This is a genomic window from Proteus sp. fly-1008 (assembly GCF_040140305.1).
Classification (GTDB): Bacteria; Pseudomonadota; Gammaproteobacteria; order Enterobacterales; family Enterobacteriaceae; genus Proteus; species Proteus vulgaris_B.
The window spans coordinates 227,298-244,887 of sequence record NZ_JBEEWH010000003.1 but is presented as its reverse complement, the minus strand read 5'-3'; the positions used below and the strand labels follow the sequence as shown (position 1 = coordinate 244,887).

Annotated in this window: 13 protein-coding genes; 10 read left to right on the top strand and 3 right to left on the bottom strand. The window is 39.0% G+C overall.

Annotated elements, in window-relative coordinates; genetic code table 11:
• Nucleotides 1–4 precede the first annotated feature (4 nt).
• The 3 genes from leuC to leuA are packed head-to-tail and all read right to left on the bottom strand — an operon-like array spanning nucleotide 5 to nucleotide 4,069.
• On the bottom strand, nucleotides 5–1,414 hold the full coding sequence (gene leuC, locus ABN256_RS07625) for a 3-isopropylmalate dehydratase large subunit (RefSeq protein WP_349439310.1): 1,410 nt from the start codon (nucleotides 1,412–1,414) through the stop codon (nucleotides 5–7).
• Between the two features lies 1 nt (nucleotide 1,415).
• The gene (leuB, locus tag ABN256_RS07620; protein WP_196553997.1) at nucleotides 1,416–2,507 is read right to left on the bottom strand and encodes a 3-isopropylmalate dehydrogenase; all 1,092 of its coding nucleotides are present in this window, start codon (nucleotides 2,505–2,507) and stop codon (nucleotides 1,416–1,418) included.
• Nucleotides 2,508–2,509: 2 nt separating this feature from the next.
• Nucleotides 2,510–4,069, bottom strand: a complete 1,560-nt coding sequence (gene leuA / locus ABN256_RS07615) for a 2-isopropylmalate synthase (RefSeq protein WP_349439309.1) — start codon at nucleotides 4,067–4,069, stop codon at nucleotides 2,510–2,512.
• An 868-nt stretch (nucleotides 4,070–4,937) separates the two neighbouring features.
• Between leuA and leuO the strand changes: the two genes are divergently transcribed.
• The 10 genes from leuO (at nucleotide 4,938) to mraY (ending at nucleotide 17,589) form a co-directional block, all read left to right on the top strand.
• Nucleotides 4,938–5,882, top strand: coding sequence for a transcriptional regulator LeuO (gene leuO / locus ABN256_RS07610; RefSeq protein ID WP_197268958.1), 945 nt, complete (start codon nucleotides 4,938–4,940; stop codon nucleotides 5,880–5,882).
• A 522-nt stretch (nucleotides 5,883–6,404) separates the two neighbouring features.
• Nucleotides 6,405–8,210, top strand: coding sequence for an AMP-dependent synthetase/ligase (locus ABN256_RS07605; protein WP_197268959.1), 1,806 nt, complete (start codon nucleotides 6,405–6,407; stop codon nucleotides 8,208–8,210).
• A gap of 222 nt (nucleotides 8,211–8,432) precedes the next feature.
• The gene (cra, locus tag ABN256_RS07600; RefSeq protein ID WP_072069275.1) at nucleotides 8,433–9,440 is read left to right on the top strand and encodes a catabolite repressor/activator; all 1,008 of its coding nucleotides are present in this window, start codon (nucleotides 8,433–8,435) and stop codon (nucleotides 9,438–9,440) included.
• Nucleotides 9,441–10,124: 684 nt separating this feature from the next.
• A complete protein-coding gene (gene mraZ / locus ABN256_RS07595) occupies nucleotides 10,125–10,583 on the top strand; it encodes a division/cell wall cluster transcriptional repressor MraZ (RefSeq protein ID WP_072069274.1) in 459 nt (152 codons plus the stop codon).
• Between the two features lie 3 nt (nucleotides 10,584–10,586).
• Nucleotides 10,587–11,534: a 16S rRNA (cytosine(1402)-N(4))-methyltransferase RsmH gene (rsmH, locus tag ABN256_RS07590; protein WP_349439308.1), complete on the top strand. Its 948-nt coding sequence runs from the start codon at nucleotides 10,587–10,589 to the stop codon at nucleotides 11,532–11,534.
• Nucleotides 11,535–11,852: a cell division protein FtsL gene (gene ftsL / locus ABN256_RS07585; protein ID WP_082151795.1), complete on the top strand. Its 318-nt coding sequence runs from the start codon at nucleotides 11,535–11,537 to the stop codon at nucleotides 11,850–11,852. It begins immediately after the preceding gene.
• Between the two features lie 11 nt (nucleotides 11,853–11,863).
• On the top strand, nucleotides 11,864–13,660 hold the full coding sequence (ftsI, locus tag ABN256_RS07580; protein ID WP_072069273.1) for a peptidoglycan DD-transpeptidase PBP3: 1,797 nt from the start codon (nucleotides 11,864–11,866) through the stop codon (nucleotides 13,658–13,660).
• Nucleotides 13,647–15,134: a UDP-N-acetylmuramoyl-L-alanyl-D-glutamate--2,6-diaminopimelate ligase gene (murE, locus tag ABN256_RS07575; RefSeq protein WP_349439307.1), complete on the top strand. Its 1,488-nt coding sequence runs from the start codon at nucleotides 13,647–13,649 to the stop codon at nucleotides 15,132–15,134. The genes ftsI and murE overlap by 14 nt, the downstream gene beginning before the upstream one ends.
• A complete protein-coding gene (gene murF / locus ABN256_RS07570) occupies nucleotides 15,131–16,513 on the top strand; it encodes a UDP-N-acetylmuramoyl-tripeptide--D-alanyl-D-alanine ligase (RefSeq protein ID WP_072069271.1) in 1,383 nt (460 codons plus the stop codon). Before murE ends, murF begins: the two co-directional genes overlap by 4 nt.
• Nucleotides 16,507–17,589, top strand: coding sequence for a phospho-N-acetylmuramoyl-pentapeptide-transferase (gene mraY / locus ABN256_RS07565; RefSeq protein ID WP_023581493.1), 1,083 nt, complete (start codon nucleotides 16,507–16,509; stop codon nucleotides 17,587–17,589). The genes murF and mraY overlap by 7 nt, the downstream gene beginning before the upstream one ends.
• Nucleotide 17,590: the final 1 nt, after the last annotated feature.

Here is a 17,590-nt window from a genome sequence, read left to right as displayed (position 1 = left end):
TCCTTTAAGATGTCGCTGCAAATGTACGAATATCTGCAAAATGGCCATTAATCGCAGCAGCTGCCGCCATTGCCGGACTGACTAAGTGAGTTCGACCTCCACGACCTTGACGACCTTCAAAGTTACGGTTGCTGGTGGATGCACAACGTTCACCTGGATTTAATCGGTCGTTATTCATTGCTAAACACATTGAACAACCCGGTAATCGCCATTCAAAACCTGCTTCAATAAAGATTTTATCTAAACCTTCAGCTTCAGCTTGTGCTTTAACTGGTCCTGATCCTGGAACAACAATGGCTTGAACATGGGATGCAACTTTATGGCCTTTTGCGATTTCAGCAGCAGCACGTAAATCTTCAATACGTGAGTTTGTACAAGAGCCAATAAAAACTTTATCAATAGCGACGTCTGTTAAGTTGACGCCCTCACTTAATCCCATATATGCCAAGGCTTTTTCAGCAGAAGCGCGTTCAACAGGATCATTAAAGCTATCTAATAACGGTACTATTTGATCAATAGCAATAACTTGTCCTGGGTTGGTACCCCATGTAACTTGTGGTGCAATATCGGCAGCATTAATCGTGACAGTGGCATCGAAAGTTGCATCATCATCAGACTTTAAGGTTTTCCAATAAGCAACAGCTTCATCCCATGATTGACTTTTAGGGGCAAATTGACGACCTTTCAAATAAGCAAAAGTGGTGTCATCAGGCGCAACTAAGCCCGCTTTAGCTCCCATTTCAATCGCCATATTGCATAAAGTCATTCGACCTTCCATGCTTAAGGCTTCAATCGCTTCACCTGCAAATTCAACGATGTAGCCAGTACCTCCTGCACTACCTAATTTGCCGATAATGGCTAATACGATATCTTTTGCGGTGATCCCAATGGCAGTCTTGCCTTGAACTTCAATTTTTAATGTTTTAGCTCGTGATTGTTTTAATGTCTGAGTTGCTAAAACGTGTTCAACCTCAGATGTGCCGATCCCAAAAGCTAATGAGCCAAAAGCGCCATGAGTTGCAGTATGTGAATCACCGCAAACAATCGTCATTCCGGGCAACGTTAAGCCTTGTTCTGGGCCCATTACGTGGACTATTCCTTGATAAGGATGGTTTAAGTCATACAGCGTAACGCCAAATTCTTGGCAGTTTTTTATTAACTCTTGCATTTGAATTCTCGCCATATCACCACAAGCATTAATATCTTTAGTCTGTGTTGATACGTTGTGATCCATCGTTGCAAAGGTTTTATTGGGTTGACGAACAGGACGACCTTTTGTTCTTAATCCATCAAAGGCTTGAGGTGATGTCACTTCATGCACTAAATGGCGATCGATATATAAAATCGGTGTTTCATCACTCACTTCTCTGACAACATGTGCGTCATAGATTTTTTGATATAATGTTTTACCCATGTTATGCCCCTCCACGAATATACTGAGCGATACGATCACCCATTTCGGCGGTTGTTATTGCGTTACCATCTCCCGCTAAGTCTGCGGTACGATAGCCTTCTGCTAATACTTGAGTGATAGCATCTTCAATGGCTTGGGCCGCCTTGTCTTCATTAAAGCTGTAACGCAGTAATAAGGCAGCAGATAAAATTTGTGCAATAGGGTTAGCGATATTTTTACCTGCAATATCAGGGGCTGAGCCACCGGCTGGTTCATATAAACCAAAGCGTTCTTCATTAACGCTTGCGGATGGCAACATTCCCATTGAACCTGTGATCATGGCGCATTCATCAGATAAAATGTCGCCAAAAATATTGGAGCACAGTAATACATCAAACTGAGATGGATCTTTAATTAACTGCATTGTCGCGTTATCGATATACATATGCTGAATTTCAACATCTGGGTATTCTTTGGCAATACCGGTTACAACTTCACGCCATAAAATAGAACTTTGTAAAACGTTCGCTTTATCAATAGACGTTACTTTATGGCGACGTTTACGCGCTGATTCAAATGCAAAGCGGGCAATACGCTCGATTTCGTAACGATGATAAACTTCAGTATCAAAAGCGCGTTCTTGAGCGCCTTCACCTTCACGGCCTTTGGGTTGACCAAAATAGATACCGCCAGTTAATTCACGTACACATAAAATATCGAAGCCACGCTGTGCAATGTCAGCACGTAATGGGCAATAAGCTTCTAAACCTTCATATAAGCGAGCAGGGCGTAAATTACAGAACAATTTAAAATATTTGCGTAAAGGTAATAACGCACCACGTTCAGGTTGTTCATTAGCCGGTAAATGCTCCCATTTAGGGCCACCGACAGAGCCAAATAAAATAGCATCGGCTTGCTCGCAACCCGCTAAGGTATTTGCTGGCAATGGTGTGCCATGCTTATCGATGGCAATACCACCGATGTCATATTCTTTTGTAGTGATATTGAGTGAGAAACGCTCACTTATGGCATCCATCACTTTGTGCGCTTGAGCCATCACTTCAGGACCAATACCATCTCCGGGTAATACTGCAATATGATAATTTTTTGACATAATTAAACCGCTTCTTGTGTTGTATGTTGTTTGCGTTTTTCTATTTCGACTTGCTCTGATCGCCAAATGCTATTAATAACGTGGATCATGGCATTTGCTGATGAACCGACAATGTCAGTTTCTAAACCCATTCCGTGAAATTTACGACCTTGATATTCAACGACAATATCAACTTGCCCTAAGGCGTCTCTGCCTTCGCCTTTAGCTGTTAATTGGTAAGTGACTAACTTCAATGGATAACCTGTTGCGCGAGAGATGGCTTGATATACTGCATCGACAGGACCATTACCGGTTGCTGCTTCAGTAATTTCTTTATCACCATGTGTAATGCTGACACTGGCAGTGGCAACGGTAGATGAACCAGACTGAGTATTAAAATAATTCATCACAAACTCATCTGGCTCTTGTTGTTGCTGACCAATAAATGCTAATGCCTCTAAGTCATAATCAAAGACTTGGCCTTTTTTATCGGCTAAACGCAAGAAGGCTGCATATAAATTATCTAAGTTATAATCTGTTTCGCGATAACCCATCTCTTCCATACGGTGTTTAACTGCGGCACGGCCAGAACGAGAAGTTAAATTCAATTGTACTTCTTTTAATCCAATTGATTCGGGTGTCATAATTTCGTAGGTTTCACGGTTTTTCAGTACGCCATCTTGGTGAATACCTGATGAATGGGCGAATGCATTGGAGCCAACAACCGATTTATTAGCATGAATAGGTGTATTACATAATTGGCTGACTAACTGGCTGGTACGATAAATTTCTTTGTGATTAATATGTGTTTGAACATTCATCATTTGTTCACGAACTTTTATTGCCATGATGACTTCTTCTAATGCACAGTTGCCTGCGCGTTCGCCTAATCCATTAATTGTGCCTTCAACTTGTCTTGCACCTGCTTGTACCGCGGTAATGGAGTTAGCGACCGCCATGCCTAAATCGTCATGACAATGGACAGAAATAATAGCTTTATCAATATTGGGTACACGCTCAAATAAGTTGGTGATAATGCCACCGAATTGATAAGGTGTTGTATAACCAACGGTATCTGGAATATTAATGGTGGTTGCACCAGCATTAATTGCACTTTCAACAATTCGACATAAATTATCGATATGAGTACGGCCTGCATCTTCGCAAGAAAACTCCACATCATCGGTATAACGGCGAGCACGTTTTATGGAACTTACCCCCATTTCAATAATGTCTTCAAAAGATTTTTTTAATTTATGTTCAGCATGTAATGCCGACGTTGCCAAAAAGACGTGAATACGAAAAGCGTCTGCGACTTTTAAAGATTTTGCGGCAACATCAATGTCGTTATCAACACAGCGTGCTAATGCACAAATACGGCTATTTTTGATTTCACGTGCAATAGTTTGCACGGATTCAAAATCACCTGGAGAAGAAACAGGAAAGCCCGCTTCAATGATATCCACACCTAACCGTTCTAAGGCATAAGCAATTTGCAACTTTTCCTTTACGCTTAAGCTTGCTTGCAACGCCTGTTCGCCATCTCTCAATGTGGTATCAAAAATAATCACGTTGTTGCTCATAATCTGTTCCTTTCTCTTTTTATTTTCTATTTGCGCTCTCCCAGGTATAAAAAAACCCGCGACTAGCGCGGGTTTTCTCTTTAAGGGTAGATGTGTTTCATTTTTTACCCATAAGCCGACCGCGCATAAAAGTTGCGAGTAGTAGTAGGCTTGATAGTAAAATTGCGTTTAACATGAAACACCCTTAGATAAGTTCTCAATAATCTTTATTTATTGATACCTAATACCAATAAAGATGTCAAGTGTTGGAATTTATAAAATCATTTGGCTGTGTTATTTATAAGTTTTTCACAGTGATTTTGACTAATATCTAAATTTTTACTAATGATTATGACTATCAGTAAATCATTGATTGGGTTAATGTTCCGTACATTGTTTAAAAAAGAGTGAAATGAAAAATTAAACAATTGTTTGCTTTTTTTTTAATCAGCTAAATGAGATGGAAAGAGAGTATCAATGAGATAGTAAGGATTGATAAATGTAAGCAAGGTTTTGAATGTAAGCATAAAAATCATTGTATTATTAGAGTTGATGACTCTTGAATTCTTATTTTAGGAATGAAAATACATCATTTTATTATGATTTTTATCATACTTTGTTTTATTATTTGCAAGGCAGAAGGTAAAACAGGTTGTAATATATATTGATATAATCATTTTATATACATGTAATTTTAATATCAAATTTTTATCTTTATATGAAAATGTCTTTTTATTGATATGAGACTAATGTTTTTAGTTATATGCATGGACGATGAATAATAAATTTTAATAAATAGTTAAAGTAATGATTAAGACATATCTATTATTAATAATATCTTTGTTAATAATAGTTAATTAACCATTATAATAACATAGTGGAGTAAGAAATGACGGATTACACATCAGCAACAGTTACCAGTAAAGAATCAGCAGATATGCATTTACGTAATGTTGATCTTAATTTATTAACGGTATTTGATGCTGTTATGCAAATGCAAAATGTCACCCGAGCCGCACAGGTTCTTGGCATGTCACAACCCGCAGTTAGTAATGCAGTATCTCGACTTAAAGTAATGTTTAATGATGAATTATTTGTTCGTTATGGTCGCGGTATTCAGCCTACATTAAGAGCAAAACAGCTTTTTGGTCCTGTTAGACAAGCATTACAATTAGTACATAATGAACTTCCAGGAGCTGGGTTTGAACCAGAGCAAAGTGAACGTATATTTAATTTATCTATTTGTAGCCCGCTAGATATTAAATTAGCGCCAAAAATAGTTGAACAAATTAAAAATAAAACACCTAACATTAATGTTAATATTAAGTCTTACTTAAATAGTAATATAGAGCACCAATTAAAATATCAAGAAATCGAATTCTTTATTAATTATAAACAATTTGATAGAGCAGAATTTCATTCACAGCCATTGTTTAATGATGAAATTGTTTTAGTTGTTTCTAATAAGCATCCTCGCATTAAAGAAAGTGTGACACAAGAGATGTTATTAAATGAACAACATTCAATTGTTTCTTTAGATGATGTTGGTTCATTTAGTGCTCCTTATTATAAAGATACTCATTTAGAAGATCTTATCACTTATCAGGGAACTGATTTAAACAGCGTATTAAATATTGTCTCTAGAACCTATTTAGTTGCTATCGCACCAAAATGGTTAGTGGAATGCAATGCCAAGCAATTAGATATCAAAGCCATTTCGTTACCTTGGGAAAATACACTGCGTCCATGTTATTTAATTTGGCATGAATCAACCGCGCGTGACAAAGGTCACTTATGGATGAAAAATTTACTTAGTGAAGTTTGTCAGAATTAGAGTGTTTTCGCTCATAATTAGTTTTTATTTCTAATTATGCAGAAATAGTGGCAGATAACATTAGTTGTTAGACTAATGACCAATATGGGTTTTTATGCAGTTAGATAAAATAAATTGGATTGCTGTCACTATTTTTGCCCTTTATTTATTACAATGACTATTATTCGCATTTTCCCTCGTTCAACGGTGATTTTATACACCAATACTCTTTTCTATATATTGTCACTGATTACGTTATAACAGTTACTTGTTGTTATTCATCTATTTTTCTTTTTTATCTTCCATAAAAAAATAGGATTATAATATCAAACTCCCTCACTGACGTGAGATAGCGTCTTTTGACAAAACTTTTCATAACTCACAATTTTACAAATTTATGTAAAATTGAATTCCTTTATTTTGGTGGATCACTTAGACTTTTATCCAAGTCAGCGAACATGTGTAAGCTGAAATTGTAAGTGGCGTATTTTATCCATTTCAATTTGATAACACGGTCGCTTTTCCATAAATAGCAGGAAAATTATGATAACTAATAATAATCTTTACGATTATCATATAATTAGAAGATTGCAGATGCGTTTTTTGCACAGCGGGAATAATATTGCTTATCGTCAGTGGGATGCTAAGTGCAATATCGAAATGTCATGGAAAGAGGTTGAAAAGAAAACACGCGCGCTCTCAAATGCATTATTAGAAATGAGTGTGAGTGTTCAAGAAAATATTGGGATTTTTTCTCAAAATACCATTGATTGGTCTTTGGCTGATATTGCTTCTTTGCAACTACGTGCGGTAACCGTCCCTCTTTATGCAACCAGTAGTGTTGAACAAGCCGCTTATATTTTAAATGATGCAAATATTCGCATTCTTTTTGTTGGCGACCAAAAGCAATACGATATTGCTTCTGAATTATTAGCGTTATGTCCTCAACTTGAACATATCATTGTGTTTAACTCTGATGTCGCATTAAACACAAATACACCTTCATGCTATATCGAGAGTTTAATTAATAACACTCAATATCAGTATGATGATGTGTTAGCACAACGCATTAATGAGTGTAATTTAGATGATCTGTTTACCTTGATTTATACATCAGGAACAACGGGTGAACCTAAAGGTGTAATGCTTGATTACACGAGCCTAGCCTCTCAACTTTATCTGCATGACGAACGTCTCTCATTATCAGATAAAGACGTTTCATTATGTTTCTTACCTCTTTCTCATGTTTTTGAACGTGCGTGGAGCTTCTATGTTATGCACACGGGAGCGGTTAATGTGTATTTAACGGATACACATGCTGTTAGAGAAGCAATGAGCGACATTAAGCCTACCGTTATGTGTGCTGTTCCGCGTTTCTATGAAAAAGTTTATAGCGCAATTCAAGACAAAGTGTCTCAGGCTTCAGTATTACGTCGATTCATCTTTAAATGGGCAATCAAACAAGGTGAAAAACAGCGTGAAGCACAACTTAATCAGCGTAATCTTGGTTTCGTTTCCCGTTTATGTTATCGCTTTGCTGATAAGAAGGTTTTAAAACCATTACGCCAAATATTAGGTGGACGAGTCCGCTTTTTACCGGCAGCTGGTGCGCGTTTAGATGATGCTGTTATTCGTTTCTTTTTAGCAACAGGCATTAATATTAAATACGGTTATGGTATGACAGAAACCTGTGCCACCGTTTCATGCTGGGAAGAAAATAAATATAAATTAGGCTCTATTGGTACACCATTACCTGGTGTTGAAGTTCGTATTGGGGCTGAAAATGAAATTCAAGTCCGTGGTAGCATTGTCATGAAAGGATACTTCAATAAACCAGAAGATACTGCGGCTGCTTTTACAGAAGACGGTTGGTTACGTACTGGTGATGCTGGTGCTCTTGATAGTGATGGAGCACTATTTATCACTGAACGTTTAAAAGACTTAATGAAAACGTCGAATGGTAAATATATTGCACCACAAATGATTGAAGGTACTTTAGGGCAAGACCGTTTTATTGAGCATATTGCGGTGATTGCGGATACACGTAAATTTGTTTCTGCGTTGATTGTGCCTTGTTTTGATGCACTTGAAGAACATGCCCGTGTGTTAAATCTAAAATATCATGATCGCATCGAATTATTACGTCATACTAAAATTAAAGAGCTATTTGATGAGCGTTTACGAGAAATGCAAAAAAACTTTTCGAGTTTTCATCAGGTTAAGCGCTTTACATTGCTTGCTGAAGGTTTTTCAATGGAATCAGGTGAGTTAACACCGACATTAAAACTTCGCCGTAAAATTATTTCAGAACGTTATCGAAATGAAATTGAATTGATGTATCAAGATTAAATTTAAGCGAGAAAAAGCACCTTTAAGGTGCTTTTTTCTTGTGAAATGACTGATTAATAGATAATGATGATTGAAATAATTGATAAAAGGCATTAACGGAAACGTTGACGCATACGGTTTTATCAGTAAATTGTGTTAAAATGCAAAATCAGATCAGCATAATGACTGAAGTTCATAGCAATATGTAATAAATAACACATTTAATAATTAAAAGAGGCTAATGTGAAACTGGATGAAATCGCCCGCTTGGCTGGTGTTTCACGAACAACAGCAAGTTATGTCATTAATGGTAAGGCGAAACAGTACCGTGTAAGTGACAAGACTGTTGAAAAAGTGATGGCGGTGGTCAGAGAGCATAATTACCACCCGAACGCTGTTGCCGCGGGATTACGTGCTGGTCGTACGCGTTCTATTGGTTTGGTTATTCCTGATTTGGAAAACACCAGTTATACCAGGATCGCAAATTACCTTGAACGACAAGCACGCCAACGTGGTTATCAGTTGTTAATTGCGTGTTCAGAAGACCAACCTGACAACGAAATTCGTTGTGTTGAGCATTTATTACAACGTCAAGTTGATGCCATTATTGTTTCAACGGCATTGCCACCAGAACACCCTTTTTATCAGCGTTGGGCTAATCGCTCATTACCGATTATCGCGCTGGATAGGGCATTAGAAAGTGAGCATTTTATCAGCGTTGTTGGTGACGACTTAGAAGACGCCAAAATGTTGGCAACTGAACTGAAAGCTTTTCCTTCGCAATCTGTACTCTACTTAGGAGCCCTTCCTGAACTCTCTGTGAGTTTTTTACGTGAACAAGGTTTCCGTAGTGTTTGGAAAGATGATCCTCGTGAAGTAACCTACCTTTACGCTAATAGCTATGAACGAGAAGCTGCAGCTGCCGCTTTCTCAGAATGGCTAAACAATAATCCAATGCCAGATGCATTATTCACAACTTCGTTTGCTTTATTGCAAGGGGTTATGGATGTGACATTACAACGAAGTGGCCGTTTACCAACACAGTTGGTTATTGCGACTTTCGGTGATCATGAGTTATTGGATTTCCTTGAATGTCCTGTTTTATCTGTCGCTCAACGACATCGTGATATTGCAGAACGTGTATTAGAACTTGTTCTTGCCAGTCTTGAAGAAGAACAAAAACCGCAAGCGGGAATTACACGTATTCGTCGTGATTTATGTCGCCGAGGCAGTTTAGGACGCGCACGTTAATTTGATATTGCTTTGTCATAATTATCTGCATTTATACTCATCCCTGTTTTATTAAATTAAAACGGGGATGCTTTATTTGATTAAAGAATGTCGAATAGCTTAGAGAATATTAAATTTGAGATTAATCTTAAGCCTTTTTTTACTATTTCCCTCATTTTCATAAGTTTTTAGATTAAATTTTGACATGCATATAAGTGATATTGCTTAACTTTAATAAATAACAGATTTTACTTTAGAGAAAGTGAGAAGAAAATAAATAACTATCTGCATGATATTGAAATATTTTTTTAAGCCTTTCTATTTTTATTTATATAAAAGCACCCTCAAATGATTATGTTGGCTAAAGGTAAATGAACTGCAATAAATTAGTTTTTTATCATTAAAATTATCATTTACTCATTATGATTTCTTTATCTGGTTTTCTTCCTTGTAATCGTTATAAATAATTACTTTTCGTGATTAAAAATATAAAGTGAAAAATAACCGCTATTAATCATAGTGTTAATAATCCTTATTTCTTTTTTGTTGATAATTTAAACATTTCGGTGTGCTCATCATATTACTGTAAATATAAATAAAGCTTCCTACATCTGGCTTGACAACGTTTTCATACCATCCGTAAACTCTATTTGTGGGGATTTGTGGGATAATGTGGTGTAAATTATAAAGCTGAGGGTAATGAGGATGTTTCGTGGAGCAACACTCGTTAATCTTGACAGCAAAGGGCGAATAACAGTTCCTTCCCGTTATCGAACAACGCTGAGTGAGATTTCTGAAGGTCAAATGGTTTGTACCATTGATCTCAATCAGCCGTGTTTATTGCTTTATACACTTCCTGAATGGGAAAAGATTGAGTTAAAATTAGCGGCTTTGTCTTCCATGAACCCGGCCGAACGTCGAGTACAACGTCTGTTATTAGGACATGCCAGCGAATGCCAAATGGATAGTGCAGGACGTCTTTTGCTAGCTAGCACGCTAAGACAGCATGCGGGGCTAACCAAAGAGGTCATGTTAGTCGGTCAATTCAATAAATTTGAATTGTGGGATGAACAGGTCTGGTATAGCCAGATTGAAAAAGACATTGTTGCCGAGCAAACCTCACAGGAACCGTTATCGACACGACTATTGGATTTATCACTTTAAATAATGACAACAAATAATTTTAGCCATACCAGTGTACTACTGGATGAAGCAGTGAATGGCCTGAACATTAAGTCTTCAGGTATCTATATCGACGGAACATTTGGTCGCGGAGGCCACTCCCGTTTAATTTTATCGCAATTAGGTGAACAAGGTCGCTTGATAGCGATAGACAGAGATCCACAAGCTATTGCAGTTGCCAATGAAATAGATGATGCACGATTTTCTATCGTTCATGGGCCTTTTTCAAATATTGAACAGTATGTCAATGAGTTAGGTTTAGCTGGGAAGATTGATGGTGTTTTGCTGGATTTGGGCGTTTCTTCTCCTCAGCTTGATGATCCTGAACGTGGTTTTTCTTTTATGCGAGACGGACCACTTGATATGCGTATGGATCCCACTTCAGGGCAATCTGCTGCGCAATGGCTAATGACAGCTACAGAAGATGATATTACTTGGGTACTGAAAACATTTGGTGAAGAACGTTTCGCTAAACGTATTGCGCGTGCCATTGTTGCTCGTAATAAAACAGAAGAGCCGTTGACTAGAACTAAGCAGTTAGCTGATTTAATTAGTGAAGCAAGCCCAGTAAAAGAACGTCATAAGCATCCAGCAACACGAAGCTTTCAAGCAATTCGAATCTATATTAACAGCGAATTAGATGAAATTGAAAAAGCATTAAAAGGTGCAGTCTCAGTTTTAGCGCCAGAAGGGCGTTTATCTGTGATTAGCTTCCATTCATTAGAAGACCGATTAGTAAAACGGTTTATTCGTGATGAGAGCAAAGGGCCAGTTGTCCCAGCGGGTATTCCACTCACAGAAGCTCAGATAAAAGAGTTAGGAAGTGCTCGCTTATCAAGTATTCACAAGATGAAACCGACAGGTATAGAGGTGGAAGAGAACCCACGGGCACGAAGCTCTGTATTACGTGTAGCACAACGTATTGAGGAATAAATGTCTACAGAACGACACACACTACCAGGAGTTATAGGGCAGGATTTACTGCGTCATGGCAAGTTACCTGTATGTTTACTGATAGCCGTGATTATTTCTGCGGTGTATGTCGTGACGACAGCACACAAAACACGTTTATTGACAGCAGAAAAAGAGCGTTTAGTGCTGGAAAAAAATGTATTGGATATTGAATGGCGCAACCTCATTCTTGAAGAAAATGCACTGGCCGATCATAGCCGAGTAGAGCGTTTTTCAAGTGATAGTTTGGGGATGGTTCATGTTGATCCAACAAAAGAGAACATTGTGGTTACTAAATAATTAAGGCACGTATGAAATTTTCACGTTCGGCAAAAGCGAAAGCAAAGACAAAGTCAAATGCCAAACTGCGCAAGCCTGAAGAAAAAACAGGATTTGTGAGTTGGCGTTTTGCGTTGCTTTGCACAGGTATTGGTATCGCTTTAGCCGCGCTATTAATCCGTGTTGCCTATTTACAAATTATTAATCCAGATCCCCTTATTCGTGAAGGGGATATGCGTTCTTTACGTGTACAAAAAGTCCCAACTGCAAGAGGAATGATCAGCGATAGAATGGGTAGACCTCTTGCGGTCAGTGTGCCTGTGTATGCTATTTGGGCAGATCCTAAAGTTGTATTAGATGCCAATCCAGATATGACTGATTCTCGTTGGTTAGCGCTTGCTGACGCACTAAAAATCTCCGTCAGTCAAATCGAACAGAAAATTGCTACCGCACCTTCCGCTCGTTTTATCTATCTCGCTCGCCAAGTTAATCCTGAAATTAGTGATTATATTAGTAAATTGAAAATTACTGGGATTAACATGCGCCAAGAATCAAAACGTTATTATCCATCGGGTGAAGTAACTGCTCACATTATTGGTGTAACGAATATTGATGGTGATGGCATTGAAGGTGTCGAAAAAAGTTTTAACCAATGGCTAACCGGTGCTCCTGGTGAACGTGTCGTTCGTAAGGATGGCTTCAACCGTGTCATTGAAAATATTGCTCAAACAGATAGTCAAGCTGCTCATAACTTGATGTTAAGTATTGATGAACGCCTACAATCCGTGGTTTATCGAGAATTAACCAATGCTGTTATCAAGAATAAAGCAGAATCTGGAACTGCTGTTTTAGTTGACGTCAATACAGGCGAAGTATTAGCAATGGCGAATAGTCCATCTTATAACCCGAATAATTTAGCGGGAACGCCTAAAGATGCGATGCGTAATCGTGCTATCACCGATATTTTTGAACCAGGTTCTACAGTAAAACCAATGGTTGTGATGAGTGCACTAAACAATCATATCATTAAAGAAAATAGTGTTATTAATACAATTCCTTATCGCCTTAACGGACATCAAATAAAAGATGTAGCGTTATATCATGAGCTAACGATAACAGGAATATTACAGAAATCGAGTAACGTTGGTGTTTCAAGACTAGCGTTAGCGATGCCTGCATCTGAACTTGTGGATGTTTATTCACGTTTTGGATTCGGGAAGCCAACTAACTTGGGGCTAGTTGGTGAAAGTAGTGGCATATTTCCAATAAAAAAACAACGGTGGTCCGATCTTGAAAGGGCCACCTTCTCATTCGGATATGGGCTAATGGTAACGCCGTTACAACTAGCGCGTGTCTATGCAACGATTGGTAGTTTTGGTATTTACCGTCCTCTCTCAATTACAAAAGTTGATCCTCCTGTACCAGGAACGCGAGTCTTCCCTGAGCCAGTAATGAAAACTGTCGTGCATATGATGGAAAGTGTTGCATTGCCTGGTGGCGGTGGTGTAAGTGCGGCTATTAAAGGGTATCGCATTGCGATTAAAACAGGTACGGCGAAAAAAGTAGGGCCAGACGGAAAATATATCAATCAATATATCTCTTATGCGGCGGGTGTTGCGCCTGCGAGTCGTCCACGTTTTGCGTTGGTTGTGATAATCAACGAACCTAAAGCGGGTAAATATTACGGGGGCGCAGTATCTGCACCGGTGTTTGGCACAATCATGGGCGCGGTTTTACGAACAATGAACGTAGAACCAGATGCATTGATGCCAGACGATAAAAATGAATTTGTAATTAAAAAAGAAGAGGATACAAGTGGCCGATCCTAACTTAAGTGACCTATTAGGGGCACTCGGGATACAAGCACCGTCATTGATGCTCAAAGACATGACACTCGACAGCCGAAAAGCGGCAAGCGGTGATCTTTTTATCGCCATTAAGGGTCATGAAACTGATGGTAGACGCTATATTCCTCAAGCAATTGCTCAAGGTGTTTCAGCGGTATTAGCGGAAGCACAAGATGTTGCAACGCATGGTGAAATTCGTGAAAGCCACGGCATACCTGTTATTTATATTGATAATCTCAATGCTGAGTTATCAAAATTAGCAGGATATTTTTATCATAAGCCTGCTGAAAAACTGAAATTAATTGGTGTTACTGGGACTAACGGAAAAACAACAACAACACAATTGTTAGCGCAGTGGGCACAAGGTTTAGGCGAAACCAGTGCTGTGATGGGAACGGTAGGTAACGGACTATTAGGTCACGTTGTTCCAGCCATGAACACCACAGGCTCTGCGGTTGATATTCAATTAGAGTTACAACAACTATTAAATAAAGGCGCGACATTTACAGCGATGGAAGTCTCTTCTCATGGCTTAGTGCAAGGTCGCGTTAGCGCTTTACCTTTTGTGGCGAGTGTGTTTACCAATTTAAGTCGTGATCATCTTGATTACCATGGTGATATGGCAAATTACGAAGAGGCAAAATGGTTACTGTTCTCCACACATCATAGTGGTGAAAAAATCATTAATGCTGATGATACTGTTGGTCAAAAATGGCTATCACGTTTGCCAGACGCTGTTGCAGTGACAATGGATAATAAATTGCCAGTAAATTGGCAAGGCCGCTTTGTTAAAACAACAGACATTAATTACCACGATGAAGGCGCGACTATTCGCTTTAGCTCAAGCTGGGGTGAAGGAGAAATTGAAAGTCCATTAATGGGGGCATTTAATGTCAGTAATCTATTATGTGCTTTAGCGACATTGTTAGCGCTGGAATATCCATTAGATGCTGTGATTAAGGCATCATCTGCACTCACTCCTGTTTGTGGTCGAATGGAAGTGTTTAGTGCTGATAATCGACCTACTGTTATTGTCGATTATGCTCATACTCCTGATGCGCTAGAAAAAGCACTCCAAGCCACTCGTTTACACTGCTCTGGTAAATTGTGGTGTGTGTTTGGTTGTGGTGGTGATAGAGATAAAGGTAAGCGCCCACTAATGGGTGCAGTTGCAGAAGAATTAGCAGATAAAGTTGTTATTACTGATGACAATCCACGTAGTGAAGAGCCACAAGCCATTATTCAAGATATTCTTTCTGGTTTAATGGATCCTGGTCGTGCAATTGCTATTGAAGGTCGAGCAGAAGCAGTGACTAACGTGATTATGCAAGCCGACGCTAATGATATGATTTTAGTCGCGGGTAAAGGGCATGAAGATTACCAGTTAGTCGGTTCACGTCGCCTTGATTATTCGGATAGATTAACCGTTGCACGGTTATTGGGGGTGATAGCATGATCCCTTTATCACTCGAAATCATTGCACAAGTCACTGATGGTAAGTTGAGTCATATTGCTCAAAGCCAAGCTAATCAGCTAACGATTAAGTCAATTTCTACAGATAGTCGCAATATCGATGAATATTGCCTCTTTATTGCATTAGCGGGTGAGCGTTTTGATGCGCATAACTTTATCGCTGATGTTAAAGAAAAGGGCGCTGTTGCTGTATTGGTCAATCGTGAAATTGATATTGATTGTCCGCAAATCATTGTGAAAGACACCCGTTTGGCAATGGGGGCGGTTGCTACTCATATCCGTTCACTGAGCAATGCTAAAATTGTGGCATTAACAGGCTCTTCAGGAAAAACATCCGTCAAAGAAATGACGGCTTCAATTTTGCGTCATTGTGGTGAAACTTTATATACCCACGGTAATTTAAATAACGATATTGGTGTGCCACTAACACTGTTTCGTTTAACACCAGAGCATCGTTTTGCTGTTATTGAGCTAGGTGCAAACCATATTGGTGAAATTGCCTATACCGTGGATATGGTTAAACCAGATAGCGCCTTGGTAAATAATCTCTTTTCTGCTCATATTGAAGGTTTTGGCTCACTTGAAGGCATTGCCCAAGCAAAAGGCGAAATCTTTACTCATCTAAAAGAGCAAGGTACAGCCATTATTAATCTTGATAGTAATGGCTTACCTCTATGGAAACGCCATTTTAATGCGCGTCAAACGCAATGGTCTTTCTCTTTATCAGCTCAAAGCAATGCGGATTTTTATCCGACGGATATCGCTGTTAAGCAATTCACCACTAACTTCACCTTACATACACCAGAAGGTTGTGTTGAAGTCACTCTTCCATTGCCGGGGCGTCATAATATTGCCAATGCTTTAGCTGCCAGTGCGCTGGCACTTTCAGCAGGTGCAACGCTTGATGCGGTTCGCCTTGGGTTATCGACATTAAAAGCGGTACCTGGAAGATTGTACCCTGTGGAGTTAACCACAGGAAAAATGGTGCTAGATGATACTTATAATGCGAACGATGGTTCGATGATCGCGGGCTTACAAGTTTTATCACAATTGCCGGGATATAAGATTTTTGTTGCAGGTGATATGGCTGAGTTAGGTAAAGACTCAGAGAAATGTCACCGCGATGTGGGGCGTTTTGCACACAATGCAGGGATTGATAGTGTATTTACTGTAGGGGATCACAGTCACTTTATTAGTGATGAAAACCAAGGTGGTCAGCATTTTACATTTAAAGCCGACTTACTTGCTCAATTAATTCCATTATTACAGCAGCATGATGTTGTTTCAGTTTTAGTAAAAGGTTCACGAAGCTCCGCGATGGAAGATATCGTGAACGCATTAAAGGAGTGCTTTGAATGTTAGTTTGGCTAGCCGAATATTTGGTTAAATACCATACATTTTTTAATGTGTTTTCTTATCTGACATTCAGGGCGATTGTTGGTTTATTGACGGCATTAATTATTGCTTTGTGGATGGGGCCTCACCTCATCGCTTGGTTACAAAAAATGCAAATTGGGCAAGTGGTTCGTAGTGAAGGGCCAGAGTCTCACTTTAGCAAACGTGGTACACCAACAATGGGCGGGATTATGATCCTGTTCTCTATCTCCATTTCCACACTACTATGGGCAAGATTAGACAACCCCTATGTTTGGTGTGTGCTGCTGGTTTTAATTGGTTATGGCGTCATTGGCTTTGTTGATGATTATCGCAAAGTCGTTCGTAAAGATACCAAAGGCTTGATCGCACGTTGGAAATATTTCTGGCAATCCGTGTTGGCGTTAGTCGTTGCATTTAGTATGTATGCTATTGGTAAAGATACACCTGCAACACAGCTAGTCGTTCCATTCTTTAAAGATGTTATGCCTCAATTAGGCATGCTTTATATTTTATTGGCGTATTTTGTCATTGTAGGAACCAGTAACGCCGTTAACTTAACGGATGGTTTAGACGGCTTAGCTATAATGCCAACCGTTTTTGTGGCAGCCGGATTTGCTTTGGTTGCATGGGCGACTGGTAACGTTAATTTTGCAAGCTACTTGAAAATTCCTTATTTAATGCATGCTGGCGAATTAGTGATTGTCTGTACTGCCATCGTCGGTGCGGGTTTAGGTTTCCTTTGGTTTAATACTTACCCAGCGCAAGTCTTTATGGGAGATGTTGGTTCTCTCGCATTGGGTGGCGCGCTAGGTACGATTGCTGTGTTATTACGTCAAGAATTCTTATTAGTGATTATGGGCGGTGTGTTTGTTGTTGAAACACTCTCCGTTATTTTGCAAGTCGGTTCATTTAAATTACGTGGTCAACGTATTTTCCGCATGGCCCCAATTCATCACCATTATGAATTAAAAGGCTGGCCTGAACCTCGTGTTATTGTCCGCTTCTGGATTATATCGCTGATGTTAGTACTAATTGGTCTGGCGACGTTAAAGGTACGTTAAG